19 protein-coding genes are annotated in these 26,765 nt (G+C 58.5%); 6 read left to right on the top strand and 13 right to left on the bottom strand.

Features of this window, described 5'->3' with window-relative positions:
* Window positions 1-165: 165 nt before the first annotated feature.
* The 3 genes from JSY17_RS04535 to JSY17_RS04525 all read left to right on the top strand — a co-directional run bounded on the left by JSY17_RS04535 (window position 166) and on the right by JSY17_RS04525 (window position 4,708).
* Window positions 166-3,273, top strand: coding sequence for a transglycosylase domain-containing protein (locus tag JSY17_RS04535; protein WP_206400703.1), 3,108 nt, complete (start codon window positions 166-168; stop codon window positions 3,271-3,273).
* 71 nt (window positions 3,274-3,344) lie between these two features.
* Complete coding sequence (locus JSY17_RS04530) at window positions 3,345-3,941, top strand: PadR family transcriptional regulator (protein ID WP_200977385.1); 597 nt, start codon at window positions 3,345-3,347, stop codon at window positions 3,939-3,941.
* Complete coding sequence (locus JSY17_RS04525; protein WP_200977382.1) at window positions 3,938-4,708, top strand: siderophore-interacting protein; 771 nt, start codon at window positions 3,938-3,940, stop codon at window positions 4,706-4,708. Before JSY17_RS04530 ends, JSY17_RS04525 begins: the two co-directional genes overlap by 4 nt.
* 29 nt (window positions 4,709-4,737) lie before the next feature.
* Here the strand turns inward: JSY17_RS04525 and JSY17_RS04520 are convergent, their stop codons facing one another.
* Both JSY17_RS04520 and JSY17_RS04515 read right to left on the bottom strand, forming a co-directional pair.
* Window positions 4,738-5,400 (bottom strand): Pr6Pr family membrane protein, encoded by a 663-nt coding sequence (locus JSY17_RS04520; RefSeq protein WP_122370950.1) that lies wholly within the window; start codon window positions 5,398-5,400, stop codon window positions 4,738-4,740.
* Between the two features lie 38 nt (window positions 5,401-5,438).
* The gene (locus JSY17_RS04515) at window positions 5,439-5,666 is read right to left on the bottom strand and encodes a VF530 family protein (RefSeq protein ID WP_025261551.1); all 228 of its coding nucleotides are present in this window, start codon (window positions 5,664-5,666) and stop codon (window positions 5,439-5,441) included.
* Window positions 5,667-5,919: 253 nt separating this feature from the next.
* Here JSY17_RS04515 and JSY17_RS04510 point away from each other — a divergent pair, with 253 nt between their 5' ends.
* Both JSY17_RS04510 and JSY17_RS04505 read left to right on the top strand, forming a co-directional pair.
* Window positions 5,920-7,950 (top strand): TonB-dependent receptor, encoded by a 2,031-nt coding sequence (locus tag JSY17_RS04510; RefSeq protein WP_206400934.1) that lies wholly within the window; start codon window positions 5,920-5,922, stop codon window positions 7,948-7,950.
* Between the two features lie 346 nt (window positions 7,951-8,296).
* Complete coding sequence (locus tag JSY17_RS04505) at window positions 8,297-10,714, top strand: glucose/quinate/shikimate family membrane-bound PQQ-dependent dehydrogenase (RefSeq protein ID WP_206400701.1); 2,418 nt, start codon at window positions 8,297-8,299, stop codon at window positions 10,712-10,714.
* A gap of 72 nt (window positions 10,715-10,786) precedes the next feature.
* Here the strand turns inward: JSY17_RS04505 and JSY17_RS04500 are convergent, their stop codons facing one another.
* The 5 genes from JSY17_RS04500 to JSY17_RS04480 all read right to left on the bottom strand — a co-directional run bounded on the left by JSY17_RS04500 (window position 10,787) and on the right by JSY17_RS04480 (window position 16,133).
* Entirely contained in the window at window positions 10,787-11,233 is a 447-nt protein-coding gene (locus JSY17_RS04500; RefSeq protein WP_232849282.1) for a cupin domain-containing protein, read from the bottom strand.
* Window positions 11,234-11,819: 586 nt separating this feature from the next.
* A complete protein-coding gene (locus JSY17_RS04495) occupies window positions 11,820-12,242 on the bottom strand; it encodes a group I truncated hemoglobin (protein WP_117183805.1) in 423 nt (140 codons plus the stop codon).
* Window positions 12,242-13,105, bottom strand: coding sequence for a DUF3034 family protein (locus JSY17_RS04490; protein ID WP_117183807.1), 864 nt, complete (start codon window positions 13,103-13,105; stop codon window positions 12,242-12,244). The genes JSY17_RS04495 and JSY17_RS04490 overlap by 1 nt, the downstream gene beginning before the upstream one ends.
* Before the next feature lie 2 nt (window positions 13,106-13,107).
* Window positions 13,108-15,462 carry a bifunctional diguanylate cyclase/phosphodiesterase gene (locus JSY17_RS04485; RefSeq protein WP_206400699.1) on the bottom strand — a complete coding sequence of 785 codons (2,355 nt, stop codon included), beginning with the start codon at window positions 15,460-15,462 and terminating at the stop codon, window positions 13,108-13,110.
* Window positions 15,462-16,133: a methylamine utilization protein gene (locus JSY17_RS04480; protein WP_206400696.1), complete on the bottom strand. Its 672-nt coding sequence runs from the start codon at window positions 16,131-16,133 to the stop codon at window positions 15,462-15,464. The genes JSY17_RS04485 and JSY17_RS04480 overlap by 1 nt, the downstream gene beginning before the upstream one ends.
* Window positions 16,134-16,392: 259 nt before the next feature.
* Between JSY17_RS04480 and lon the strand changes: the two genes are divergently transcribed.
* Window positions 16,393-18,810: an endopeptidase La gene (gene lon / locus JSY17_RS04475; protein ID WP_117183813.1), complete on the top strand. Its 2,418-nt coding sequence runs from the start codon at window positions 16,393-16,395 to the stop codon at window positions 18,808-18,810.
* Between the two features lie 63 nt (window positions 18,811-18,873).
* Here lon and JSY17_RS04470 read toward each other — a convergent pair whose 3' ends face one another.
* The 6 genes from JSY17_RS04470 to JSY17_RS04445 all read right to left on the bottom strand — a co-directional run bounded on the left by JSY17_RS04470 (window position 18,874) and on the right by JSY17_RS04445 (window position 26,569).
* Window positions 18,874-20,868, bottom strand: a complete 1,995-nt coding sequence (locus JSY17_RS04470) for a polysaccharide biosynthesis protein (RefSeq protein WP_117184011.1) — start codon at window positions 20,866-20,868, stop codon at window positions 18,874-18,876.
* 155 nt (window positions 20,869-21,023) lie between these two features.
* Window positions 21,024-21,992 (bottom strand): UDP-glucose 4-epimerase family protein, encoded by a 969-nt coding sequence (locus tag JSY17_RS04465; RefSeq protein WP_200998904.1) that lies wholly within the window; start codon window positions 21,990-21,992, stop codon window positions 21,024-21,026.
* Window positions 21,989-23,245 carry a glycosyltransferase family 4 protein gene (locus tag JSY17_RS04460; RefSeq protein WP_206400694.1) on the bottom strand — a complete coding sequence of 419 codons (1,257 nt, stop codon included), beginning with the start codon at window positions 23,243-23,245 and terminating at the stop codon, window positions 21,989-21,991. Before JSY17_RS04460 ends, JSY17_RS04465 begins: the two co-directional genes overlap by 4 nt.
* A gap of 14 nt (window positions 23,246-23,259) precedes the next feature.
* Window positions 23,260-24,390: a non-hydrolyzing UDP-N-acetylglucosamine 2-epimerase gene (gene wecB, locus JSY17_RS04455; protein ID WP_117165981.1), complete on the bottom strand. Its 1,131-nt coding sequence runs from the start codon at window positions 24,388-24,390 to the stop codon at window positions 23,260-23,262.
* A 23-nt stretch (window positions 24,391-24,413) separates the two neighbouring features.
* Window positions 24,414-25,532, bottom strand: coding sequence for a UDP-2-acetamido-2,6-beta-L-arabino-hexul-4-ose reductase (gene wbjC, locus JSY17_RS04450; protein WP_122370946.1), 1,119 nt, complete (start codon window positions 25,530-25,532; stop codon window positions 24,414-24,416).
* Between the two features lie 2 nt (window positions 25,533-25,534).
* Window positions 25,535-26,569 carry a polysaccharide biosynthesis protein gene (locus JSY17_RS04445; protein WP_117183820.1) on the bottom strand — a complete coding sequence of 345 codons (1,035 nt, stop codon included), beginning with the start codon at window positions 26,567-26,569 and terminating at the stop codon, window positions 25,535-25,537.
* Window positions 26,570-26,765 lie beyond the last annotated feature (196 nt).

Here is a 26,765-nt window from a genome sequence, read left to right as displayed (position 1 = left end):
AATGTTCAATCCAGCAGAAAACAAAGGGAAACGTCCTACCCACTTATTCCTTTATGCCCTGCCGACCCGAAATGCCCCACCTCACCCGACAATTTTTCCCGCCGCCCCGGCCAGCGTCTAAGCTTGAGACAAGTGCGACTAACAGGGTGACCGGGCCAATCGATCATGGGCGTATTACGGCATTCCGATACCAGGCAAGGTGTGATTTCTGCTGAGCGTCAGGATGACCCTCCCATGTCCAGCCCTCCCCGGCGAAAGCGTTACGGGTGGCGGGTGTTCTGGGTCGTGGTGGTCATGGGCGGTGTTGCACTGGGAGCGGCCATTGCCGTCGAAAGCCGCAGTTCCAGGCTTCAGGCCAAGGAATTCAGCCGCTTTGCCGCCAGCTTGAGTTACTCCCTGGAACCCGGTCCGAGCGATGCGGTGGTCTATCCCGGTGAGGGGCCTTTCGACAAGCGCCTTGGCTATTCGTCGATGGATGAGTTCCTGTCGCGCCTGCTCAAACGCGACTATCTGATTACCCGGCAGACACGCTTTTCCCCCGAGCTGTTGCGCTACAGCCAGCACGGTTTTTTCGTGCCCTACGAAGAGAAAATCCAGGCTGGCCTGTCGATTACCGATTGCCGCAACGAGCCGCTTTATGAGTTTCGCTACCCGCAGCAACTCTACGCCGACTTCACTTCTATCCCGCCCCTGGTGGTCAGCAGTCTCCTGTTCATCGAGAACCGTGATCTGCTCGATGAACAACAGCCGCTGGCCAACCCGGCCGTGGATTGGCCGCGCTTCGCCAAGGCGGCACTGTCACAGGTGGCCAAGATATTCTCGATCCCAGGGCAGTCGGCAGGCGGCAGTACCCTGGCGACGCAACTGGAAAAATACCGTCATTCGCCAGACGGCATGACGCAATCGGGTTCGGAGAAGTTGCGGCAGATGATTTCTGCCAGTGTGCGGGCCTATCTGCCGGGCGAGCAGACCTTGCAGGCACGTCAGCATGTGGTACGCGATTACCTCAACAGCGTGCCATTGTCCGCAGTGCCGGGGCACGGCGAAGTGCACGGCATGGCCGAAGGCTTGCGGGTCTGGTTTGGTGCCGACTTTACCAGAACCAATCAGATCCTTGCTTCCGATCCCCAGGACGCAAAAGGCCTGGCTGAAAAGGGTCTGGCATTGCGCGAAGTGTTATCGCTGATCATCGCCCAACGTCGTCCATCCTATTATCTGACCAAGGGCCGACTGGAACTGGCGGATCTCACCGATAGCCATATCCGCCTGCTCACCCAGGCCAGGATCGTCGATGAAGCGTTGGCCAATGCGGCACTGGCCAGCACCGTTACCTACCGTGACTGGGTGCAGCAACCGACGATCCAGCCCATCGAAACCAACAAGGGCATCAGCGTTGCCCGAAGCCGGCTGTCCAACCTGCTCAATCGCCCGCTCTACGATCTGGACCGTCTCGACCTGTCGGCCACCAGCACCTTGCAGGGCGAACTGCAGAACAGCGTCAGCCAGTATCTGCGTGACCTGGCGAATCCGGCCTTCGCGGAAAAGATCGGTCTGTTCGGCGAACGCCTGCTGTCACCGGCCAGTACGGCTCAGGTGCGCTATAGCTTCACTCTGTTCGAGCGCGGTCCGGATGGTTCGCGGGTGCGGGTGCAAACCGACAGCACCGATCAGCCGTTCGATATCAACGAAGGCAGCAAACTGGAGCTGGGCTCCACCGCCAAGATGCGGGTGCTGACCACCTATCTGGAGATCATTGCCGAACTGCACGAACGCTACGCCGCCATGAGCGTCAACGAATTGAGAAAGACGCCGGTGGAAGAACCCGACCGGCTGACCCGCTGGGCCCTGGATTACCTGATACAGAACAAGGACCGGGATCTGTCGAAAATGCTCTCCGCTGCCCTGGATCGGCAATACTCGGCCAGCCCCGGCGAAAGCTTTTTTACCGGTGGGGGTATGCATCGTTTCAACAACTTTCGTCGCGAAGACAACGGGCGGATTGCGACACTGCGCGAGTCGTTGCGCGAGTCGATCAACCTGCCGTTCATTCGCCTGATGCGCGATCTGGTGCGCTACAGCACCTATCAGGCTCCAAACAACAGCGCCGCCTTGCTCAAGGACGATAACAACCCTCGCCGCCAGGAATACCTGAGCCAGTTTGCCGATCGTGAAGGTACGGTTTTCCTGCTCAAGTTCTGGAAGCGCTACAAGGACAAATCCACCCAGGAGCGGCTGGACACCTTTCTCGATGGCATCAACCCCACCGCCACCCGACTGGCTGCGGTGCATCGCTATCTGTTGCCCGGTGCCGATCAGGAGACTTTCAACGCCTTCGTCCGCGCCCATCTGGTCGAAAAGGCAACCAGCCCGAAACTGACCGACAAACGCCTGACCGAGCTGTACAAGAACTACGGACCTGGCGCCTACGACTTGCCGGATCAGGGTTACATCGCTCGCGTCCATCCTCTTGATCTGTGGCTGCTCGGCTACTTGCTGAAATACCCCGAGGCGCAGTTCAAGGATGCAGTTGCCGCCAGCCGTCATGAGCGTCAGGAAGTCTATGGCTGGCTGTTCAAGAGCCGACACAAGAGCGCCCGGGACAGTCGTATCCGCACGATGATGGAAGTCGAGGCGTTTCTGGATATCGAGCAGCGCTGGCAGCGAGTCGGTTATCCATTCGATCATCTGGTGCCTTCACTGGCGACGGCCATCGGCAGCTCAGGTGACCGTCCTGCGGCGCTGGCCGAACTGATCGGCATCATTCAGAACGATGGCATCCGCCTGCCCGCCCTGCGTATCGACAACCTGCATTTTGCTGCCGGTACACCCTATGAAACCGTACTGACCAGTAACCCGGAACTGGGCAAGCGCGTGCTGCCTTCCGAAGTGGCAGCCGCCATGCGCGAAGCGCTGTCGCAGGTGGTGGATGGCGGCACGGCCAAGCGCGTGCAAGGCACTTTCAAACTGCAGGACGGCAGCATTCTGGCCATGGGCGGCAAGACAGGCACCGGTGACAACCGTATCGAAAGCATCGGTGCAGGTGGCCGGGTCATCAGCTCACGGGCCATCAACCGCACAGCCACCTTTGTGTTCTACATCGGTGAAAACCATTTCGGCACCCTGACCGCTTTTGTCCCGGGCCGAGCCGCCGAAGGCTTCAGGTTTACCTCGGCCTTACCGGTTCAGGTGCTCAAAGGCATGGCTCCCATTCTTGTGCCCTATCTGGAAAATGGTGGACATGCCATGTGCAGCGCGCCCTCACCGCGCGCATGAAACCGTTCGTCCGTATCTCTTTGCGAAACATATAAGATATATCTTAAGGTATATCTAAATCGTAACGAGAGATGAAGAGAATGCGTGATGCCCCTCACCGCCCCCACGACCGTCCCCTGCTTCGCGAATATGGCGATGGCCATGACGGCTTTGAAAAACGCCCTGGCCGTGAACGCGGCGGACGTGGCCCTCGGGTGTTCGCGCCCGGCGACTTGAAACTGTTGCTGCTGGCCTTGATTGCCGAGCAGCCTTGTCATGGCTATGACCTGATCCGTCAGATCGAAGGCATGTTCGATGGTGCCTACAGCCCAAGCCCCGGTGTGATCTATCCAACCCTGACCTTTCTTGAAGAAAGCGAACTGGTCCTGGGCGATGCCCAGGGCGGCAAGAAGCTCTACACCATCACTGCTGCCGGTCTGGAATCGCTGACCGAACAGGCCGTTGCCCTCGATGGCGTAAGGATGCGGATCGAAGTCAGCAAGCGCTCCCTGCGCGGTCACGATCGTCCACCGGAAATCCATGAAGCCGTGCACAACCTGCGTCATGCACTGCAGATGCACCACGGTCGCTGGAGCCCGGAAGAAATTCTTCGCGTGCGCGACCTGCTCAATGAAACCGCCAAATCCATCGTTGACGGCCCCCAATCTGCATCGGAGAAGTCCGTATGAATTCGCAACAATCGATCCATCGCGTCAATCACGAAATCAGAATGCGCAAGCTTGAAGTCTTGCGTGTCACCGACCTGACCCCACTGATGCGTCGCGTCACCCTGCACGGGCCGCAACTGGCGGGTTTCATCAGCCTGGGCAGCGATGACCACGTAAAGCTGTTATTCGCCCAGACTCCCGAAGAGCAGGCTGCGCTGGAAAACTTCACACCCGGTAGCAACGGCGACGGCCCACGCCCGGCCATGCGCGACTACACGCCGCGTCGTTACGACGAAGTCACAGGCGAGCTGGATATCGATTTCGTTCTGCACGGTGACGGCCCTGCGGCCACCTGGGCGGCTCAGGCCGAGCCAGGACAATTCCTGCATATCGCCGGTCCACGAGGCTCCATGGTGGTGCCGGATATCTTCGACAGCTATCTGCTGATCGGCGACGAAACCGCCATCCCGGCCATTGCCCGACGTCTGGAGTCGCTGCCAGCGAATCGCACCGCCCGGGTGGTGATCGAGATAGCCAATAAGGATGAGCAACAGGCTCTCGCAAGCCAGGCCAAGGTGGAGGTCACCTGGGTCGTGCGCGGCGAACAGGACCTGCTGGAAGTTGCCCGCGGTCTGGAAATACCGGCAGGCAAGCTCTACGCCTGGGTCGCCACCGAAGCAGCCCTGTCGCGCAAGATCCGCCGTGTGCTGCTGGACGAATTCGGGCTTGATGAGGGGTTCGTCAAGGCAGCGGGTTACTGGCGCCTGGATGAAAATGACGAAGACTGATCAGGCTATTGCCTGGCGAATGAACGCCTTCATCGAGGCGTTCGTTCGCGAAACCATTTATCGATCCCCAGCAAGACCAGCGCGATCCCCACAAAACCCAGCAGTACTTCGCCTGCATTGATCAACGTGCGGGCATACCCAAGCGTCCCGACATCGATGAAGGGATACATGTAATCCCCCAATGCATTGCCGCGCAGCAGGACGTAGCCGAAATAGAGGATCGGATACAGCGTCCATAGCAGCACATGGGTAAAACGCAGCCTGCCTCTGGGCACATACAACCACCAATACACCACGAAGATCAGCGGCATGACGTCGTGCAGCAATTCGTCCGCGATCCACTGCCAGCCTTGTGGTTGCCACAGATGGCGCAGCAGCAGGTTATAGGCAATGCCCACCAGCGCAATGCTGGCTGCAATGCCGCCGCACACGACCGGGTTGCGAAAGAAATCATGCCCGCGGGACTGGCGGTAACTCAATGCACAGGTGAGCGCCACCGCGACCAGCGTATTGCTCAGAACCGTAAAGAAGCTGAAAAAACGCACCAGCCCGCCCAGCAGGCTGGCCTGGTCGGCCCAGCGTGCCCAGAAAATCAGATACATCTGGATAGCCAGACCTGCCCAGCCCAGGCAGGCGGCAACAAGTGTGTAGCGACGCTGTCCCTGCGTCAGTTGCGGATGTTCGCTGTGCATCTTTTGATCCTTGAAGGCCAGCGTCCATGCCGAATGTCTTACCAACCCTTGCTGCGATGCAGCTTCACGTACAGCGCTTCCACTTTCTCGCGCGCCCAGGGCGTCTTGCGCAGAAAGGTCAGGCTGGACTTGATACTGGGATCACTCTTGAAGCAGCGAATATCGATGCGCTCAGACAAACCGGACCATTGGTAGTGCTCGACCAGAGCCTTGAGGATCTGTTCCAGCGTGACGCCGTGCAGAGGGTCGTTCTGGGTTGTTGTCATGGCTGACCTTGAAGCTTGATGAATGCGAAGGTGCGCACCTTAGCCGAGCCATCAGAAGGTAGGAAGAGCTTAGCGCGAGATGATGGAAGTTTCGTCAGATCCGACCACAGGAAAGATTCAGAGCACCCGGCAAAAAGTTCCCCTTCTCAGGCCAAAAAGAGATGTTATAGTGTAACAATAAATTACACCTTCACGCTCGCTCTCGACCTGGGGCCCCGCTGCACGCCCCGCCAAGGAAATCGCCATGTCACCGATGCACCGCAACCTGCTCTGGCGCCTGACGCCACTGGCAACCGCCCTCCTGCTCGCCGCGCCAGCCCATGCGGCTGAAAGTCTTGAACTGCAGCCTCAGGTCATCACAGCCAACCCGCTGGGCAGTGACCAACTGGCAACGCCGACCACGGTTCTGGAAGGCGATGCCCTGACGCTCGAACAGAAAGGCAGCCTGGGTGAAACCCTGAACAGGCAGCCGGGGGTTTCTTCGTCTTATTTCGGCCCGGGAGCCAGCCGCCCGATCATTCGCGGCATGGACGGTGACCGGATTCGTATTCTGCGCAATGGCGTAGGCGCACTGGATGCTTCGTCCCTGTCCTACGACCACGCCGTCCCGCTGGACCCGGTGAATGTCGAGCGTGTCGAAATCGTTCGAGGCCCGGCTGCCCTGCTCTATGGCGGCAGCGCCATCGGCGGTGTGGTCAACACCTTCGATAACCGCATCCCCACCGAAGCCATCGAAGGCATTCACGGTGCCGGAGAGCTTCGCTATGGCGGAGCGGATACGACCCGTAGCAGCGCCGGCAAACTGGAGGCCGGTAACGGTCAGTTCGCCTTGCACATCGATGCCAACGCTCGTGAGTTCAATGACCTGCGCATCCCCGGCTACGCCCGTACCAGCGAGCTGCGCGCCCAGGGCAGCGAAGACGGTGACAAGAAGAACCGCCTGAGCAACAGCGATGGACGTCAGGACGGCGGTGCCGTCGGCGGCTCCTACACCTGGGACGACGGCTATGCCGGCGTGTCGTACAGCAACTACGACTCCAACTACGGCTCACCCGCCGAGCAGGATGTGCGTATCCGCATGCAGCAGGAGCATTACGCTTTCGCCTCCGAGATCCGCAATCTCTCCGGGCCTTTCACGTCGGTCAAACTCGACGCGGGCTACACCGACTATGAACACCGCGAGATCGAAGGCGGCGAAGTCGGCACCACTTTCAAGAACAAGGGTTACGAAGCGCGCATCGAAGCCCGTCATCAACCCATCGGACCGCTCAATGGTGTAGTGGGCGCCCAGATAACCCGCAGCGAGTTTTCTGCTCTGGGTGAAGAAGCCTTCGTGCCACAGACCGACACCGATGCTGGCGCGCTGTTCATTCTTGAAGAACTGCAAGCCACCGAGCGCTTGAAGCTGAGCCTGGGCGGACGTATCGAACACACCACGGTCGATCCCTATGCCCAGGGCAAGGACCGCTTTGCCGCAGCCGACAACTCCAGCAAGTTCACGGCAGGCAGCCTGTCGTCGGGCGCGGTCTACACCCTGACACCGGTCTGGTCCCTGGCAGCGACACTGGGTTACACCGAGCGTGCTCCCACTTTCTATGAGCTGTATGCCAACGGCGCGCACGTAGCCACTGGCACTTACGAGCGCGGCAATGCCGACCTGTCGAAAGAGAAAGCGGTTTCCAGCGATCTGGCCCTGCGCTTCGACAACGGCATCCATAAAGGCAGCGCGGGTGTGTTCTACAGCCACTTCTCCAACTACATCGGGTTGCTGGGCAGTGGTCGCACCGTCGATGACGACGGACAGGACGATGCCAGCGGTATCCCGGAATTCAACTACGCAGGCGTTCGGGCACGCTTCAGCGGTTTCGAGGCCCAGGATCACTGGAAGCTGGGCGAAAACCGTTACGGCAGTCTGGCGCTGGAGCTGTCCGGTGACTACACCCGTGCCACGAATCTGGATACCGGCGAAGCCTTGCCGCGTATTGCCCCCTTGCGCCTGAACAGTGGCCTGCTGTGGGAGCTGGACAAGTGGCAGGCGCGCATCGATATCGAACATGCCAGCGCTCAGCGTCGAGTCCCGGATAACGAATCCACGACCGACGGTTACACCACGCTGGGTGCCAGTGCCGGTTACCGCTTCGATCTGGGCGGCAGCCAATGGCTGGCTTTCGTCAATGGCGAAAACCTGACCAACCAGACCGTGCGCTACGCCAGCTCGATCCTGCGGGATATCGCACCAGCCCAGGGACGTAGCGTGCAAGTCGGTTTGCGCACCACTTTCTGATCGCCTTGAAAAGCGTCTGCGTGCAATGCGCAGGCGCTTGCGAGCGCACTGTTGCCAATGGCGCAACAGTGCCTGTCAGTTTTGTGGCTGGTCAAAAAATAGTTAGCTCCCTATCATTCTCCACCCTGGCCTGACGCTGCGCTCCATCGGGCAGTCCCTGTCACCGCCACTTCAATGCACGAATTCCAGCCACAGCGGTCTACGCCTCAACGCCCGCTTTCTGACCAATGGTTGATATCGGCTGTCGGAAATTCGTTTCAAGAACTAGCGTTCAAAAACATGACGCCACTGCGCAATGCGCACAACAGCGTCAATAAACCATTCAATCGTCACGGAGATTCGCATTATGAGCACTGAAGGTGCTTTGAGTAGAAATCGCCTGTTACCCACACTGCTCGGTCTGTTGATCGTGCTGATGGGGCTGGTCCTATTGGTTGGCGGCCTCAGACTGATGCAACTGGATGGCTCGCTCTACTACTTGCTGGCAGGCATCGGCTTTACGGTGACCGGCGTATTGCTCATCCTGGGACATCGCTCCGCGCTTGGTCTGTATGCACTCCTGCTGTTTGCGAGCACGGTCTGGGCCTTGTGGGAAGTCGGCCTCGACTGGTGGCAACTGGTACCACGTCTGGCACTCTGGTTCGCACTGGGTATCGTCCTGCTGCTGCCATGGTTTCGTCGGCCTCTGCTGCGTGGCGAACCTGCCCGCCTGGGAACAGGTGCCCTGACGGTCGCAGTAGTGCTGGCGGGCCTGACCGCACTGGCCAGCCAGTTCACAAATCCCGGTCGCATCGAAGGACAACTGGACCGCGAAACCGCAGGCACCACCAACACCGCCCCTGCCATGCCCGATGGCGACTGGCAGTCCTATGGTCGTACCGGCTTTGGCGACCGCTACTCGCCACTGGCCCAGATCACGCCGCAGAACGTCAATACCCTGGTGCCCGCCTGGAGCTATCGCACCGGCGACATTCCAGGGCCGAACGATCCGGGAGAAACCACAGCCGAGAACACGCCGCTCAAGGTCAACGGCATGTTGTACGTGTGTACGCCACACAGCCAGGTGATCGCACTGGACCCGGACAGCGGCAAGGAAATCTGGCGCTTCGATCCGAAGATCAGCACCCAGAATGCAGAAAACTTCAAAGGCTGGGCGCACATGACCTGCCGTGGCGTCTCGTATCACGATGACGCTGCCTATGCCGCGAGCAGCCCTGCGCAAAGCCCGGCCACACCGGCCACCGAAGGCACTGCAAGCAATGCCTGCCCGCGCCGAATCTTCCTGCCTACCGCCGACACCCGTCTGATCGCTCTGAACGCCGACACCGGCAAGATGTGTGAGGACTTCGGCAACAAAGGCTCGATCGATCTGAGCGCCAATATCGGCACCTTCGCACCGGGCGGTTACTACTCCACGTCGCCACCGGCCGTGACCAGGGATCTGGTGGTGATCGGCGGCCATGTCACCGATAACGTTTCCATCGACGAACCTTCGGGCGTCATCCGCGCCTACGACGTTCACACCGGCCGTCTGGTCTGGAACTGGGACAGCGGCAATCCGGACGATACGACCCCTATCGCCGAAGGCAAGACCTACACCCGTAACTCACCAAACATGTGGTCCATGTTCAGCGTCGATGAAAAGCTGGGCATGCTGTACCTGCCGATGGGCAATCAGATGCCTGACCAGTGGGGCGGTAACCGCACGCCAGCCTCGGAGAAATACAGCGCAGGCCTGGTAGCGCTGGATATCGCCACCGGCAAGGTGCGCTGGAACTACCAGTTCACCCATCACGATCTGTGGGATATGGATGTGGGCGGTCAACCGACCCTCATGGACATGAAAACCGCCGATGGCATCAAACCGGCGGTACTGGCCTCGACCAAACAGGGCAGTATCTATGTGCTGGACCGCAGCAACGGTCAGCCCATCGTGCCGATCAGGGAAGTGCCGGTACCTCAGGGCGCAGTCGAAGGGGATTACACCTCGCCGACGCAACCCAAGTCCGACCTGAACTTCATGCCACCGCCCCTCAAGGAACGTGACATGTGGGGCGTGACGCCATTCGATCAGATGCTGTGCCGGATCGACTTCAAATCCTTGCGCTACGAAGGTCCGTTCACCCCGCCATCGCTGCAGGGCTCGATCGTCTATCCGGGTAACTTCGGCGTGTTCGACTGGGGCGGTATCTCGGTTGATCCGGTTCGCCAGATCGCATTCGTCAACCCGAGCTACATGGCGTTCCGCTCGAAACTGGTGCCTGCTGCCGAGGTTGAAGCCGGGCCGGGTCGCAAGAGCGAAACCGAAGGCGTGCAACCGAACAAGGGCGCACCCTATGGCGTGATTCTCGAAGCGTTGCTCTCACCAATGGGCCTGCCTTGCCAGGCACCGGCGTGGGGTTATGTGGCAGCCGTGGACCTGACCAACCATCAGACCATCTGGATGCACAAGAACGGCACCGTGCGTGACAGCTCGCCAGTCCCGATTCCCCTGACCATGGGCGTTCCAAGCCTGGGCGGCACTTTCACCACCGCCAGCGGCGTGGCGTTCCTGAGCGGCACCCTGGATCAGTACCTGCGCGCCTACGACGTCCGTAACGGCAAACAGTTGTGGGAAGCGCGACTGCCCGCAGGTGCCCAGACCACTCCGATGACGTATACCGGCAAGGACGGCCAGCAATACGTGCTGGTGGTGGCCGGTGGTCACGGTTCTCTGGGGACCAGACAGGGTGACTACGTAATGGCGTTCAAACTGCCGAAGTAAGAATTCGTGCAGTAACAAAAAGGCGGCTTCCCCTGAGGAGAGCCGCCTTTTTTACATGCGCGATCAGACCGGTCAGCAGCCCTTGGAACCCGCCTTGGGCACGAACGCGGTCTTTACACCGGGTTTGAGGGTGATATAAGCCCGGCGCCATGGCTCGTCGCCGACCATCTGCCAGCGGTGCCCTTCGCCTGTGGTGTCCTGGGCAACCAGCACATCGCCCGGGCGCAAGACAAAGGTTTCGCCGCCGGTAGTGAAGAACTCGAGCGTGCCGCTCAGGGTGATCACGTATTGCTCTTCGGGAGCGGGATGCCAGTCGTAGGATGAATGAGGGGCCGTTTCCTTGAAGTGGATGATGTCCACGTTGGTACGAAACTTCTGATCGACCGTACCTTCCTGGATATGAGCCCGGTTATCGGTGCCTGTGCACAACTTGAACGCCCTGATCCCCTGCTGCGCAACCTCGGCAGCCGGTGCCGCTGCGTGGGCGGTTCCCAGCGGGAGCATGACCACTGCCGCCATGGCGACTCCTGTGCCCACTACGCGAATCAGTTCCAGTTGACGCGAGATAACACTTTTCAACAGCACGCTTTGCTTCTGCAACATATAACGTTCCTGGGAATGAGAAACACACTGAAAACGGCCCTGATTATCCGGACAGATGACCAAAGCAAAAAACTTGAATAGGCACTGCTGTTTTTTGAAGATGCGCAGTTCATCTGACTTGTATAAGTTCGTAACTGACTCGATACAAAAGCGTTATGCACAGACGGGTAGTTGCTTATAACGCAATGGCCTGAGGACGGGAGATAGCCCGTCTTGAGCGCTCGAACGAAATACCATATCTGCGAAGAATCAAGAAATATTTTTTATAGCGGACTTCTTTATTTCAATTCCATAAGGCTTTGGCGCATCAGTTTCCACAGGGCAATTGAATTGCATCAGACAAACAAAATCACAAGTTAATATTTCTTCATGAAAGCAGAACCGCTGCTTTAACAGAAACAGTCAAAGAAAAGAGTATTCGGAAGAGGAACATCGGGCAGGCCCGTTTCGCAATCAAGTCGTCAACGTAAATGACTTGATTGCGAACATGCCAGAAAGAGGGTTATTTTTCGATTACTTCGCCACGCATCGGTGCCAGTCTGGCGATCAGACGATTTTGCACCGGCACCGGGATGTTCTCGGCATCCATGGACTTGATGAGGTTTTCTACCAGCGCATTGAAATCGCTGCGGGTCAGGTTCTGGCCCTTGTGGGATTCGGCCATGCTGTCGCCTTTGTATTCACAAGGCCCTCCGGCTTCGACACAGAGTTTTTCCACCAGCCTGTCGCGCAGCAAAACGATATTGACCCTCCTGAAGCGCTCGACAATACGATCATCCTGAGCAACGTTCATCAACATGCCTTCGACGATGCGCTGGATACCGGCACGCTGCCCGAGATCCTGATAAAGACTGTCATCCCTGGGCGGTTGCTGGGCGCAGCCTGCCAGCAAGACAATCGTCAGGCACATCAGCAGATGTCTCATCAGAAGCTCCCCTGAATAGACAGATAAGTGCCGTTCTGGTTATCCAGCGTGGCGATTTCGCCCAGCCGTGCGTAGGCCAGGACAACGGACAAGTGCTTGTTGGGGAAATAGCCGACAAAGATGTCTGCCCAATCGCTCTCGCCGGCAAATGACAGGTTGTCCGGCTTCTCACGGTATTCAACCCCCATGGCCCAGCGTGGATTGAACAGCACCGCCACCGAACCTTCCTTGAGAACGCTGCGACTGTCGCGGCGGTCGCCACCAAAGCCCAGCAGACCGGTTTCGTTGGCACGGCTGTAACGCACGCCGCCGTTGACCACCAGGTTGTAACCAAAGGCTGCGCCCATGAACAGGCGGCTGGCGGTCAGGTAGCCCTCGACGTCCGAATCACGCTTTGAGCCGATGAGGCTCGGGATGAGGAAGTCGTTCTGATGCTTGTACTGCACCCCCAGCGACACCTGAGGCAGGGAATCGTAGATCAGATCGCCGAACAACCGCACTTTGACCCCGAAAACATCCTGGGTCAGGTTGTCGTCAGGCAGGCTCAACTTGTGCTGCAAGGTGCCCAGATCGAAACGCTGATGGGCATAGGACAGTTCGACACGGTTGCCGTAAGCCACCGCCATACCCGCCACATCCAGGGTGTAGTCGGGCAGATCGACATGGGTGGCAAAGGCACTTGCGCCCCACTCGCCCTGCTCGCCATAACCGGTAATCACCGCCCATGGCGTGATCCCGCCACCCGCAGCCCCTTCTATGCTGCTGGCACCGCCCGTGGCGATCAGGCGACCGTTATCGGCCATGGAAAGGGATGAGAAAGCTCCCAGAAAGCAACCCAACAACAACGAACTTCTGTAGGTCATAGTCAATTAACCATCAGGCTGGGTGAGGTCAGAGACGTGGCAATCCATGCCTCGAACGCAGGGGCGGTCAAAGGGCGACTGATGAGGTAGCCCTGAGCCGTATCGCAGTGCCAACGCTCAAGCAAATCCAGGCTGTGCTGATACTCGACACCCTCAGCGACCACCTTGAGCCCCAGGTTGTGACTCATCTCGATGGTGGAACGCACGATCACGGCGTCCTCGCTGGTTTCATCCAGGTTGCGGACAAATGACTGGTCGATCTTCAACTCCTGTACCGGCAATCGTTTGAGGTGCGCCAATGAAGAGTAGCCGGTGCCGAAGTCGTCCACCGAAAGACTGATACCGCATTCGCGCAAACGATGGAGCACGATCAGGGCTTTTTCAGGTTCGCTCATCACGGCGCTTTCCGTGATCTCGAAAATCAGTTGCTCGGCCGGCACACCATAGAGGCTGAGCAGTTTGACAACGTGCCCGACCAGATCGCCGCTGAGCAGGTCGTCGGCCGAAACATTGACCGAAAGCTGGATGAACAGACCGCGCTTGTTCCACTCGGCCAACTGGCGCATGGCTTCTTCGATCACCCAGTTGGTCAGCAACTGGATGCTGCCGGTACGCTCGGCCAGCACGATGAATTCGGCAGGCGATACATTGCCGAACTGCGGGTGGCTCCAGCGCAACAAGGCTTCGGCCTGACGCACATGGCCTTTGCTGATATCCAGCTTGGGCTGGTAATGCAGCATCAACTCGCCATTCTGTGCAGCCTTGCGCAGGTCGCGAATCAGGCTGATCTGGCGCTGGTGTGCAAGGTCGCGACCATCTTCATAGATCTGCATGCGGCCCGGCAGATTCGCTGCATCCTTACGGGCAATGGCCGCGCGGCTAAGCAGTTCCTTGGGGGCATCGCCGTTTTCCGGGTAGGTGGTGATACCGATGCAGCACTCAAGGGAAACGTCCTGGTTATCCACACGATGCGGTTCGCTGAGTATGCGCTGCAGGGTATCGCCCATGGCCACAGCACCATCGCTGGTGGTGTGATCCAGCAACAACAGAAACTCATCGGCGGCCAGACGCGCCACGGTATCACCGGAGCCCAGCGCATCCTGCAATTGCTGGCCGACCTGGCGCAACAATTGGTCAACACCCTCGGCACCGCTGCTGTCGTTGATCGATGCCATGTTCTCGATGCCCAGGTACATCAGGGCAACCGGGCGCTGCGCAGCAATCGCACTGCCCAGACGCTCCATGACCAGTGCGCGGTTAGGCAATCCGGTCACTGCATCATGCAAGGCGTTGTGCGCCAATTGCCCTTCACGTACGGCGATCCCCTGCTGCATGGTGTTAATGGAGTCTGCGAGCATGCCCAGTTCGTCACTGCGCTTCATCACCACCGGCGTTTCATAATCACCGTCACCGATACGCTGGGCAGCCAGTGCAAGCTCCCGAACCGGAGTGGAGACGCTGCGTGCCAGCGCCAGCGTACCCAGCAAAGAGCCAAACAGCGCGGCCAGGGAAATCCAGAAGATTTTTTCATCCAGTGGCGCAAAGGCCTGCAGGGCCTTGTCCAGTGGGCTTTGCAGCAAGGCAATCACTTGCCCGTCGCTGGCCTGGCCGGTGTTGGCCAGCATCAGTGACTGGCTGAGAAAGTTCTGGTTCAACTGCTCGGTGACACGCATCTGACCTTCGGCCAAGCTACGCATCAACTCGACCATGCCAGGACGCAAGGCCTCAGGCTGAGTGCTGATCAACTCTCCGGGCTGACCGTTTTCCACGGTCAGGAACGACACCTCCAGGCCACTGAGGGAACGCAGTTCCTGAGCGATATCGTTGTCGATGGCAAACCCCATCACTACACGTCCGATGGGCAAGGGAGCCAGAACCGTACTTTCAACCAGCAAGTGCGGTATGCCGCCACCCGGAACGATCAGGACCGACTGTTTATTGCGCTTGGCATTGCGCAATGCCTGGTCATAAACGAACTTCGAGCCCTCCGGCACATTGGATTCGGTACTGGAGATCACCGTACCGTCCATGCCCAGCAGAAACATGTCGCTGGCATTGATACGGCTGCCATGGTTCAACAACACCGAGCGGATGGTCGATGAGTCTTCGCTGGCTACCGCGTCGCGAAAGCCAAAATCGGCAGAGAGTAATTGCACCGTATCGCGCAAGCGCTTGCCACGCAGCTCGATCAGACGTTCAAAAACCCGGCTGCCCACTTCCAGTTGCGCCTGAGCCTGGGTACGAACCGCATCGCCTGTCGCAATCTTGACGGCAAAGTACACCGCGCTGACCACGATAAGCAGCAAAGCGATCAATACGCAGGCAATGCGCGCCTGAAAGCTGTTACGAAGATTCATTAATGAGCAGCCTTGTGGAAAGCTTCGCCAAACGCCCCCGGATCGGGCTTGGCAGGTTTATCTTCAGCCTTGACCTCGACATCAAGGTTGAAACGCTGGGTCAGGCCAGACGCGGGAACATCGAATTCGCCTCCCGCAACCGGCTGCATGTCCTCAGCCTGGGGATGCCAGAGCGTTGCCACGTAATGCCCGGCAGGTAACTGGTCAAGCTTGAGGGTGCCGTTGCTGTCGGTCACACCGAACCATGGCTCGTCGGTGACATAGATATAGCCAACCATCCAGTCATGGATGTTGCAGCCAAGCACCACGACCCCCGCCTTGTCGAACAGCAACGGCTCGGAAGGCGTGCCTTCATAGAGACGCAGCTCGAAACGCTTTGCGGGGGAGAAGGAATAGACCTGATGACGAATGTTGTCACTGTTGGGGAATTTGACTTGCGCACCGGTATGCACAGCCAGCACGTGAGGCGAAAACTCCTGGTCGCGCTGGTCCATTTCAGCCTTGCCACCGTTCACAGCCGCTGCGGCAGGTCCTTTGAGCGTCACGACAGCATCGGCAAGCGGTTTGCCTTGCTTGTCGAATACCTGGGCCGTCAATGTCGCAGCCGATGCTTGTGTAGCAGACCACGCCAATAATCCAGCCAGGACAACTGAGGAAAATACTCTGGTCATACTCGATTCAATCCAAAACGGCAGTACTGATAACAAGAACGCCAGCCTTGGCATGGTTTTGCATGCAGATGAACTGTCGACTCATTAAGAGCACGCAACATCAGGCATTTGCCATCAAGCAATCAGCTCCTACAAGACACAGGGCAATACCCTGCATTTCATTGGCTGATTGCCTCCTACTCACGCTATCGACCGCCCCCATTGAAACCTGAGGGCACTTGCCCCATCTAAGCATCATGTTCAATTTCGCAGGTGCCCTATGAGTGACCAGCAGAAAGACTCGCAAGATTTGCCCGATGGCGCAGCCGAACACACTATTCACCTGAACTCCGACAGCACCTCACTTGCTCTTCCAGGCCAGAACCTCCCGGACAAGGTCTACATCATTCCGATCCACAACCGCCCTTTCTTTCCGGCACAGGTTCTGCCTGTAATCGTCAATGAAGAGCCGTGGGCCGAAACCCTCGAGCTGGTCAGCAAGTCCGAGCATCACTCACTTGCGCTGTTTTTCATGGACACTCCCCAGGAAGATCCTCGCCACTTCAATACCAAGGCGCTTCCGGAGTATGGCACTTTAGTCAAGGTTCACCATGCCAGCCGCGAAAATGGTCGATTACAGTTCGTGGCCCAGGGCTTGAGCCGCGTTCGCATCCGGACCTGGCTCAAGCATCATCGCCCGCCTTATCTGGTGGAAATCGAATATCCGCAGCAGCCCAACGAACCGACCGACGAGGTCAAGGCCTACGGCATGGCCCTGATCAACGCGATCAAGGAGCTGCTGCCGCTCAACCCGCTTTACAGCGAAGAACTGAAGAACTATCTCAACCGCTTCAGCCCCAACGATCCCTCGCCCCTCACCGACTTCGCCGCTGCCCTGACCTCGGCCACCGGCGTCGAACTGCAGGAAGTGCTCGATTGCGTGCCCATGCTCAAGCGCATGGAAAAAGTCCTGCCGATGCTGCGCAAGGAAGTTGAAGTCGCACGCCTGCAGAAAGAGATCTCAGCCGAGGTCAATCGCAAGATTGGCGAACATCAGCGCCAGTTCTTCCTGAAAGAACAACTCAAGGTCATCCAGCAGGAACTGGGGCTGAGCAAGGACGATCGCAGCGCCGATATCGAACAGTTCGAGCAGCGCCTGGAAGGCAAGACCCTGCCGCCCCAGGCTCGCAAGAAAATCGATGAGGAAATCGGCAAGCTCAAGGTCCTGGAAACCGGCTCACCCGAATACGCCGTGACCCGCAATTATCTGGACTGGGCCAGCTCGTTGCCCTGGGGCATCTACGGCGAAGACAAGCTGGACCTCAAGCACGCCCGCAAGGTGCTCGATCAGCACCATGCCGGACTCGACGATATCAAGGCGCGGATTCTCGAATTTCTCGCCGTGGGAGCCTACAAAGGCGAAATCAGCGGCTCGATTGTCCTGCTGGTCGGTCCACCCGGCGTGGGCAAGACCAGCGTCGGGCGTTCGATTGCCGAATCCCTTGGCCGTCCCTTCTATCGCCTGAGCGTAGGCGGCATGCGCGATGAGGCGGAAATCAAGGGCCACCGTCGCACCTACATCGGTGCCCAGCCAGGCAAGCTGGTACAGGCGCTCAAGGATGTGGAGGTGATGAACCCGGTCATCATGCTCGATGAAATCGACAAGATGGGCCAAAGCTATCAGGGCGACCCGGCCTCCGCACTCCTGGAAACCCTGGACCCGGAACAGAACGTCGAATTCCTCGACCACTACCTGGACCTGCGTCTGGATCTGTCCAAAGTGCTGTTCGTCTGCACCGCCAACACTCTGGACTCGATCCCGGGCCCGCTGCTGGACCGGATGGAAGTGATCCGCCTGTCGGGCTACATCACCGAAGAAAAACTCGCCATCGCCAAGCGCCACCTGTGGCCCAAGCAACTGGACAAGGCCGGTGTCGCCAAGAACAAGCTGTCGATCAGCGACAGCGCCCTGCGTGCTGTCATCGAGGGCTACGCCCGCGAGGCCGGTGTGAGGCAACTGGAAAAACAACTGGGCAAGCTGGTGCGCAAGGCGGTGGTCAAGCTGCTGGACGAACCCGACTCGGTAATCAAGATCGGCAACAAGGATCTGGAAGCGTCCCTGGGCATGCCGGTATTCCGCAGCGAACAGGTGTTGTCCGGAGTCGGTGTCATCACAGGCCTGGCCTGGACCAGCATGGGCGGTGCCACACTGCCTATCGAAGCGACCCGCATCCATACCCTCAACCGCGGCTTCAAGCTGACCGGCCAACTGGGCGATGTGATGAAAGAGTCTGCAGAGATAGCCTACAGCTACGTCAGTTCCAACCTGAAAAGCTTCGGCGGCGATACGAAGTTCTTCGACGAAGCCTTCGTCCATCTGCATGTGCCGGAAGGCGCAACGCCCAAGGACGGTCCGAGTGCCGGCGTGACCATGGCCAGTGCCTTGCTGTCTCTGGCACGCAATCAGCCACCGAAGAAAGGCGTAGCCATGACCGGCGAACTGACCCTGACCGGGCATGTACTGCCGATTGGCGGAGTGCGTGAAAAGGTCATTGCGGCGCGGCGTCAGAAGATCAACGAGCTGATCCTGCCGGAACCCAATCGCGGAAACTTCGAGGAACTACCCGATTACCTGAAGGAAGGACTGACCGTCCATTTCGCCAAGCGTTTTGCGGATGTGGCGAAAGTGTTGTTCTGATGGTTCATCTGTCGTGAATGAGTTGGCTCCGGGAGCCAACTCATTCACGAAGCGCCATCCGCGCTATTGATTGGCGCGTTGTTCCAGATGCTTCCAGTCAACGATTTCGCCTTCGGGGCTATAACCGGCGACCAGTTCGCTCAGCATTTGCCGAACCCGAGGGTAGTCGTCCGAGGACACCGCTTCCAGAAGCGAGGCCAGCTTTTCCTTGAGAATATCCCACGGCAGGAAGTCTTCGTCCGCGCTCATGATCATGGGGTGACGAGTCGGCACCACGTTATCGCCGATCAGCAGCTCTTCGTAGAGTTTTTCCCCGGGACGCAGCCCCGTGAACTCGATGGCGATATCGCCATGGGGATTGCGTTCGGAACGCATGCTCAGGCCTGACAGATTGATCATGCGCTCGGCCAGTTCGACGATCTTGACCGGTGCCCCCATATCAAGCACGAAAACATCCCCCCCCTGCCCCATGGAACCGGCCTGAATCACCAGTTGAGCCGCTTCGGGAATGGTCATGAAGTAACGGGTGATATTCGGGTGTGTCACCGTCAGCGGCCCGCCGCTCTTGATCTGCTTGTGGAAAAGCGGGATCACCGAGCCGGAAGACCCCAGAACATTGCCGAAGCGCACCATCGTGAAGCGGGTCTTGTTGACGTGGGCAACGTTGCTGCTGCTACGAAACAGTACAGGCGCGACTTCGCGACTGAGGGCCTGCAGGATCATTTCCGCGAGCCGCTTGGTACTGCCCATCACGTTCGTGGGACGAACCGCCTTGTCGGTGGAGATCAGTACGAAGTTGGCCACACCGACCTGAACCGCAGCCTGAGCGGTATGCAGGGTTCCCATGACATTGTTCAGCACCCCTTCGGCACTGTTGTGCTCGACGATCGGCACATGCTTGTAGGCGGCAGCGTGATAGACCGTCTCGACCTTCCAGGTCCGCATCAGATCGACCATCTTCTCGAAGTAGCGCACCGACCCCAGGATAGGCAGCACCTCAACCTCCAGCGCGTCCTGCTGAACCTGCTTTTCCAGCTCGCCGAAAATGCTGTAGAGGTTGAACTCGCTGTGCTCGACCAGCAACAGTCGGGAAGGCTTGAGCATCAGGATCTGACGGCACAGCTCGGAGCCGATCGAACCGCCCGCTCCGGTGACCATCACCACCTTGCCGGTAATGCAGTGCTCCAGCAGGTCATCCTGGGCCGATACCGAATCGCGCCCCAGCAGGTCGGCGATGCCCACTTCCTGGATATCGTCGACCTTGACCCTGCCGCTGGCCAGATCCATGAAGCCCGGAACGCTGCGGACATGCAGCGGATAGCCTTCCAGGTATTCGAGGATTTCGCGACGACGTGCACGGGTCGCTGACGGAATGGCCAGAAGAATCTCCTCGGCCCCCGTGGCATCGATCATCTGCTGAATATGCCGGGGTTTGTAAACCACCAGCCCGGCGATGGTGCGCTTGGTCACGCTGCTGTCGTCATCGATAAAGGCCACCGGGCGCATCATGCGTCCCAGACGCAAGGCTGCGACCAGTTGATTGCCCGCCGCGCCAGCGCCATAGATGGCGACCTTGGGCAATCCGTTATCCCGCGAGGTAAAGGGCACATGCTGGGAAGCCATGAACCAGTCACCCAGAAAGTACTGGCGCATGATCAGCCGCAAGCCGCCGATCATGATCAGGCTCAGCCACCAGTAATTGAAAATGACCGAGCGCGGGACCACCACTTCGTGGTCGCCATACCAATACACCACCAGCGACACCAGCAATGCGGAAAGACTGACGGCCTTGACGATGGTGATCAGCGCGTCGTTGCCGAAAAAACGCATGACGGCGCGGTACATGCCAAAGCGGATGAAAATGGGGATCGTCAGAACAGGTGCGGCGGCGAACAGCCAGAGGTGATCGACGATGGAGGAGAAGGTCGCGTCAAATCCCAGCCGCACGACAAAAGCGAGTATCAAGGCGCCCCAGACCAGCACGATGTCCGCGCCGACCTGCACGATTCGCTTGTTCTTGCGCGAAAGACCCAGCATTCGCGAACGTAATTTCATCATCATCCCTCTACCTCCACCTGACTCCATGTCGCGCTGTGCGGACTTCATGGCGTGCGGCGTCGTTTAAAACCATTTATCGCAATTTGGTGACCAGGCGCTTTGCCTGCTACCGCACTGAACGTGAATGCCATTACCCGGCAAAAACCGGTATCGGCCTATTTGTCCTGAGTGCCCTGATAGTGACGAGCAACCGCCGACAAGGCCTGATCCACACTGGCTACAGGCTTCCAGCCCAGTAACGAGCGCGTTTTTTCGATATCGACCTGCAAGAACCCGCAAAGACGCTGGGACAGCGCACGCTTGCCCAACAATCTGGCCGCCAGAACGAGCAAGGCAGACGGTATCGGCAGCAGACGCGCCGACTTGCCGAGTGCGCCGGCCATGCGCTTGAGCAGCATGGTCGTCGACAGATCCTCGCCATCGCTGACCAGGAATGTCTGGTTGGCAGCGGCCGGATGCGAGGTGCAGGTAACGATCAGATCGACCAGATTATCCAGGGCAACCAGGCTGCGGCGGTTATCGATTGCTCCGAAAGGCAGCGGAACGCCTTTGTCCAGCCAGCGCATCATCGACAGGAAGTTGGCCTTCACTCCCGGCCCGTAGACCAGCACCGGACGGATGATCACGACCTCCAGCCCGGTCTGCTCGGCCAGAGCCCGCAACCCCTGCTCGGCCTCCATCTTGGAAATACCGTACGGATCGATCGGAGCAGGCGTATCGTCGGCACGGTAAGGCTGGCCCGGCAAGGTGCCTTCACCGTTGACCTTGATGGAGCTGATGAAGACAAAACGGCGAACGCCCGCGGCGGCTGCCTGACGTGCAAGATTCAATGTCCCTTCGACATTGACCTTGCGAAAGGCGGCCAGCGGATCGGCTTCGGTATCGTTCATGACATGCACACGGGCTGCCGCATGGATCACCACCTGCACGTCCTGCAGACATTCCTGCCACTGCGTCTGGCCGTCAAGGCTGGAAATCCGGGCAAGCGTGGCACGGGAATCGACCTGTGCCGAAGAACCGCGCACCACAGCCGTCACTTTATCGCCTCGCTTGAGCAGACTGGCGAGGACTGCCTTACCGACAAAACCGGTTGCACCTGTCAGCAACACAGAAGAGGAACTCATGACTGGCTCGCTTTGCGAAGGGTGGCTTGATGAAAGAGGGTTTCCAGACGCATCAGAAGATTGCCCTTGGCGTAGTGCTGCTCGTAATAGTTGCGCCCTGCACGACCCATGCTTTCGCGCTCGGTCATACTGGCATCTGCAAGTGCACGGGTAATCGTCGCCAGCCCCTGGGCATCGCCGGAATCACAGGCGAAACCGGCACCGGATTCGTTGATTACACGCGCAGCTTCACCATTGATCATTCCCAGTATGGGTCTTCCTGACGCCAGGTATGCCTGAACCTTACCCGGAATGGTCTTTTCAAACACATCATTGGTTTTCAGCGACACCAGCAAGGCATCGGCCTGGGCGAACAGCCCCGGCATGGCCTCCAGCGGATGACGTCCCAGAAGATGCACATTGTCCAGTTGTCTGGCGGCAATCTGCTCGGCAATCCATTCACTCATGCGCCCATCGCCGACAATCACCCAGCGCACGGCATTACTGGCACGCAACGACTCGGCAGCATCCAGTACGGCAGGGAAATCCTGGGCTTCCCCCAGGTTGCCGGCAAACACGACCGTGAATACATTCGGGTCCGGCTTGATCAAATCACACAACGGCGGCGCTGAAGATGAAAAATCGTCTTCAGCCCAGCTTGGAAAGTAAACCAGGCGATCATCGGTAATCGGTCGGGTGCAATAGCGCCGAACGTTGTCCAGAAAGCCGTGGGATTGCAGCAGCAGATAGTCTGTGCGGTTGTAGATCCACGAAACGACCTTGCCGACCAGTCCCAGCATCAATGGCTGTTTCAGCACACCGACTGCGCGCAGGGTTTCAGGCCACAGATCCAGCACCCATACAAATACCGGCGCACGCTTCAGACTCCCGATCACGAGCGCCGGAATGGCGGCCATGACAGGCGAGACGGCATACACGAAGATCGTATCGAACTTGCGTCCACGCAGCTTGAAAGCACCCAGCGTCGAAGCGCTGATGAAGAACGAAAGGTAGTTGAGCACCAGGGTCAGACTGCGCTTGCCCCGTGGGACAAGCGGCACCCTGACCACATCGGCACCGCAATACTGAGCGAATTCTTCAGGCTTCTCGCGGTAACTTTCGAACACCTTGCCTTCAGGGTAATTCGGCAACCCCGTCAAGACGGTGACCTCATGCCCCTTTGCCGAAAGATCGCGGACCAGATCATTGATCCGCATGTTCTCCGGCCAAAAATACTGCGTTACGACAAGAACTTTTAACGCTTTTTCAGCCATTTCTACCACTCGGGTCAGTAACGCTTCCAGACAACGCGGTTCACGTAGTCGGTGTAGCTGTGCAGGATACGCACGACCTTGTCCGAGACGTTGGGCATGCTGTAATCACCCACCAGACGCAGGCTGCGCTCGTCACCACGAGACTGGCTGTCGAGAATGTTCAGGCCCTGCAGGACGCGCTCGGTTTCCAGCCCGACCATCATGGCCGCAGCTTCTTCCATGCCTTCCGGACGCTCATGAGCCTCACGCAGGTTCAGTGCAGGGAAGTTCAGGATGGAAGCCTCTTCGTTGATCGTGCCGCTGTCGGACAGTACAGCCTTCGATTCGAGCTGAAGCTTGTTGTAGTCCTTGAAACCCAGTGGCTTGAGCAGGCGCACATTGGCATGGAACGTCACCCCCATGGCGTCAACCCGCTTCTGGGTACGCGGGTGAGTGGAGACGATCACCGGCAGACCGAACTGCTCGGCCACGGTATTGAGCACGTCCACCAGCTTGAGGAAGTTCTTGTCCGAGTCGACGTTCTCTTCGCGGTGCGCGCTGACGACGAAGAACTTGCCAGGCTCAAGCCCCAGACGGGTAAGAACGTCCGAACTGTCGATACCTTCACGGTAATGCCCCAGCACTTCGAACATCGGGCTGCCGGTCTTGATCACGCGATCGGCAGGAAGACCTTCGCGCAGCAGGTAATCCCGGGCGATGGTGCTGTACGTGAGGTTGATGTCGGCCGTATGGTCGACGATGCGGCGGTTGATTTCTTCCGGAACCCGCATATCGAAGCAGCGGTTGCCCGCTTCCATATGGAACGTCGGGATCTTGCGACGCTTGGCCGGCAATACGGCCATGCAGCTGTTGGTATCGCCCAGCACCAGCAGAGCCTCGGGCTGGATTTCAGCCAGCACGCGGTCGACAGCGATGATCACGTTACCGATGGTTTCTGCACCACTGGCACCGGCGGCATTCAGGAAGTGGTCCGGCTTGCGGATGCCCAGGTCCTGAAAGAAGATCTCGTTCAGCTCGTAATCGTAGTTCTGGCCCGTGTGGACCAGAATGTGATCGCAATGCTCATCCAGTGCTGCCATGACCCGCGACAGGCGAATGATCTCCGGCCGGGTTCCCACGACAGTTACAACTTTCAGCTTTTTCATTTCAATATCCTGTCAACAGCGGCTCAGGCTTCAGTACCGACGGGGCGCGCATAAGTGTCCGGGTGTTCCCGGTCAAAGATTTCATTGGCCCAGAGCATGACAATCATCTCGTCCTCACCGACATTGGTGATGTCGTGGGTCCAGCCGGGTACGGTTTCGACGACCTGCGGCTGCTCACCGTTGGTGAACAGCTCATGGAAAGCGCCGGAAACGATATGGCGGAAGCGGAAACAGGCCTTGCCCTTGATGACCAGAAACTTCTCGGTCTTGGAATGGTGGTAGTGACCACCACGGGTAATGCCCGGATGCGCAGTGAAATAGGAAAACTGCCCGGAATCCCGGGTCTTGAGCATTTCCACGAACACGCCACGCGGATCACCATGCTTGGGCACTTCATAGGTGAAGCGGTCCGGTGGCAGGTAGCTCAGGTAAGTCGAGTACAAGGCCCGCACCAGGCCCGTACCGACCGGCTCGGTGATCATCGTCTGGCGACTGTCGCGGAACACATGCAGTTGCTCGGCCAGCTCACCGACGGTGATCGAATATTGCGGCTCGACACTGACAAACGGCGTACCCGCCTGCTTGCCGTCCATGACGGCCAGGAAATGCCTGATCACATCATCGATGTAGACCAGATTGATACGCGCCTGCGGGTCATTGATGCTGATCGGCAAGCCCCGGGATACGTTGTGGCAGAAGGTTGCCACAGCCGAGTTGTAGTTCGGCCGCGCCCACTTGCCGAAAACGTTCGGCAGGCGAAACAGATGAACCGGCACGCCATGGCTGGCATTCAGGGCAAGGAGCGCGTCTTCGGCACCGCGCTTGCTGCTGCCATAGGCATTGTCCAGCTCGGCCTGGCTGGAGGAGGTGTACAGAATCGGCACCTGACGACCACTGCTCACGATCGCATCGCACAAGGCACGCGTCAGATCGGTGTTGCCGGTCTGGAACTCCTGCGGGTCCTGTGGACGATTCACGCCCGCCAGGTGAAAGATGAAATCCACCTGAGCAACCAGCGCCGGCAGACTGTCCAGAGAGTCTTCACGGGTGAAGCGCAGGACCTGCACATCGGCCCGTTCCCCAAGGTGGGAAACAAGATTCTGGCCAACAAATCCGTTGGCGCCCGTAATCAGAACCTTCATTTTCACTCCTCCGGCGTAGCGTGCTCGCCACGCTGGATGGCGCGCATGAAGTCCAGTTTGAGCAACAGACGCTGCATGCCTTCGACATCCAGGCGCTCGGTATTGTGCGAGTTGTAGTCTTCAGTGCGGGAAATCTTGGTCTCGCCCTGTTCGACGAACTTGGCGTAGTTGAGGTCGCGCAAGTCTGGCGGAATGCGGAAATAGTCACCCTTGTCTTCGGCGCAGGCCATTTCTTCACGGCTCAGCAGCGCTTCATACAGTTTTTCGCCATGGCGTGTGCCGATCACCTGAATCGGGTGATCAGGTTTGCCCACCAGTGCAGTCAGCGCCTTGGCCAGGACTTCGACGGTCGCCGCCGGAGCCTTCTGCACGAACAGGTCACCGTTGTTGCCATGCTCGAACGCATAGAGCACCAGGTCGACAGCGTCGCCCAGGGTCATCATGAAGCGGGTCATGTTCGGATCGGTCAGGGTCAGCTCTTTACCGGCACGAATCTGATCGATGAACAGAGGAATCACGGATCCGCGAGAAGCCATGACGTTGCCATAGCGGGTACCGCAAATGACAGTCTTGCTGTCGTCGACATTGCGCGACTTGGCAACCATGACCTTTTCCATCATCGCCTTGGAAATGCCCATGGCGTTGATCGGGTAGACGGCCTTGTCGGTGCTGAGGCAGACAACGCGGCGAACTTCGTTCTGGATAGCCGCTTCCAGCAGGTTTTCAGTACCGATGACATTGGTCTTGACCGCTTCCATCGGGTGGAATTCGCAGGACGGAACCTGTTTCAGGGCTGCCGCGTGAAAAATGTAATCGACACCGCGCGTGGCATTGAGCACGCTCTGGTAATCACGCACATCGCCAATGTAGAACTTCAGTTTGCTATTGGCATAGCGCTTGCGCATGTCGTCCTGTTTCTTCTCGTCCCGACTGAAAATACGGATTTCCGCAATATCACTGTCGAGAAAACGCTTGAGGACAGCGTTGCCAAAAGAACCGGTACCACCAGAGATGAGAAGTTTTTTTCCGCTAAACATAATAATTCCTGAAAATGAGGCAGGCAGTCCTGGGATTAACGAGACTTCAAGGCCGAAAAAACCAATTTGTCTTACTGCTGAGCGCCGGGATAACCGATCGATAAAACCGATCCACGCCCTTGAAAACAAAAAAGCCGCCCGCAGCAACGCCTGCTACGTCCACGCTGCGACCATCCTGTGCATATTGTCCAGCGAA

The sequence above is a fragment of the Pseudomonas capsici genome, assembly GCF_017165765.1.
Lineage (GTDB): Bacteria > Pseudomonadota > Gammaproteobacteria > Pseudomonadales > Pseudomonadaceae > Aquipseudomonas > Aquipseudomonas capsici.
This window is presented reverse-complemented; position numbering and strand designations above follow the sequence as displayed.

Coding starts and splice junctions, on each gene's coding strand:
- JSY17_RS04535 (WP_206400703.1), top strand. CDS start 166: ATGGGCGTATTACGGCATTCCGATACCAGGCAAGGTGTGATTTCTGCT.
- JSY17_RS04530 (WP_200977385.1), top strand. CDS start 3,345: ATGAAGAGAATGCGTGATGCCCCTCACCGCCCCCACGACCGTCCCCTG.
- JSY17_RS04525 (WP_200977382.1), top strand. CDS start 3,938: ATGAATTCGCAACAATCGATCCATCGCGTCAATCACGAAATCAGAATG.
- JSY17_RS04520 (WP_122370950.1), bottom strand. CDS start 5,400: ATGCACAGCGAACATCCGCAACTGACGCAGGGACAGCGTCGCTACACA.
- JSY17_RS04515 (WP_025261551.1), bottom strand. CDS start 5,666: ATGACAACAACCCAGAACGACCCTCTGCACGGCGTCACGCTGGAACAG.
- JSY17_RS04510 (WP_206400934.1), top strand. CDS start 5,920: ATGCACCGCAACCTGCTCTGGCGCCTGACGCCACTGGCAACCGCCCTC.
- JSY17_RS04505 (WP_206400701.1), top strand. CDS start 8,297: ATGAGCACTGAAGGTGCTTTGAGTAGAAATCGCCTGTTACCCACACTG.
- JSY17_RS04500 (WP_232849282.1), bottom strand. CDS start 11,233: ATGGCGGCAGTGGTCATGCTCCCGCTGGGAACCGCCCACGCAGCGGCA.
- JSY17_RS04495 (WP_117183805.1), bottom strand. CDS start 12,242: ATGAGACATCTGCTGATGTGCCTGACGATTGTCTTGCTGGCAGGCTGC.
- JSY17_RS04490 (WP_117183807.1), bottom strand. CDS start 13,105: ATGACCTACAGAAGTTCGTTGTTGTTGGGTTGCTTTCTGGGAGCTTTC.
- JSY17_RS04485 (WP_206400699.1), bottom strand. CDS start 15,462: ATGAATCTTCGTAACAGCTTTCAGGCGCGCATTGCCTGCGTATTGATC.
- JSY17_RS04480 (WP_206400696.1), bottom strand. CDS start 16,133: ATGACCAGAGTATTTTCCTCAGTTGTCCTGGCTGGATTATTGGCGTGG.
- lon (WP_117183813.1), top strand. CDS start 16,393: ATGAGTGACCAGCAGAAAGACTCGCAAGATTTGCCCGATGGCGCAGCC.
- JSY17_RS04470 (WP_117184011.1), bottom strand. CDS start 20,868: ATGATGAAATTACGTTCGCGAATGCTGGGTCTTTCGCGCAAGAACAAG.
- JSY17_RS04465 (WP_200998904.1), bottom strand. CDS start 21,992: ATGAGTTCCTCTTCTGTGTTGCTGACAGGTGCAACCGGTTTTGTCGGT.
- JSY17_RS04460 (WP_206400694.1), bottom strand. CDS start 23,245: ATGGCTGAAAAAGCGTTAAAAGTTCTTGTCGTAACGCAGTATTTTTGG.
- wecB (WP_117165981.1), bottom strand. CDS start 24,390: ATGAAAAAGCTGAAAGTTGTAACTGTCGTGGGAACCCGGCCGGAGATC.
- wbjC (WP_122370946.1), bottom strand. CDS start 25,532: ATGAAGGTTCTGATTACGGGCGCCAACGGATTTGTTGGCCAGAATCTT.
- JSY17_RS04445 (WP_117183820.1), bottom strand. CDS start 26,569: ATGTTTAGCGGAAAAAAACTTCTCATCTCTGGTGGTACCGGTTCTTTT.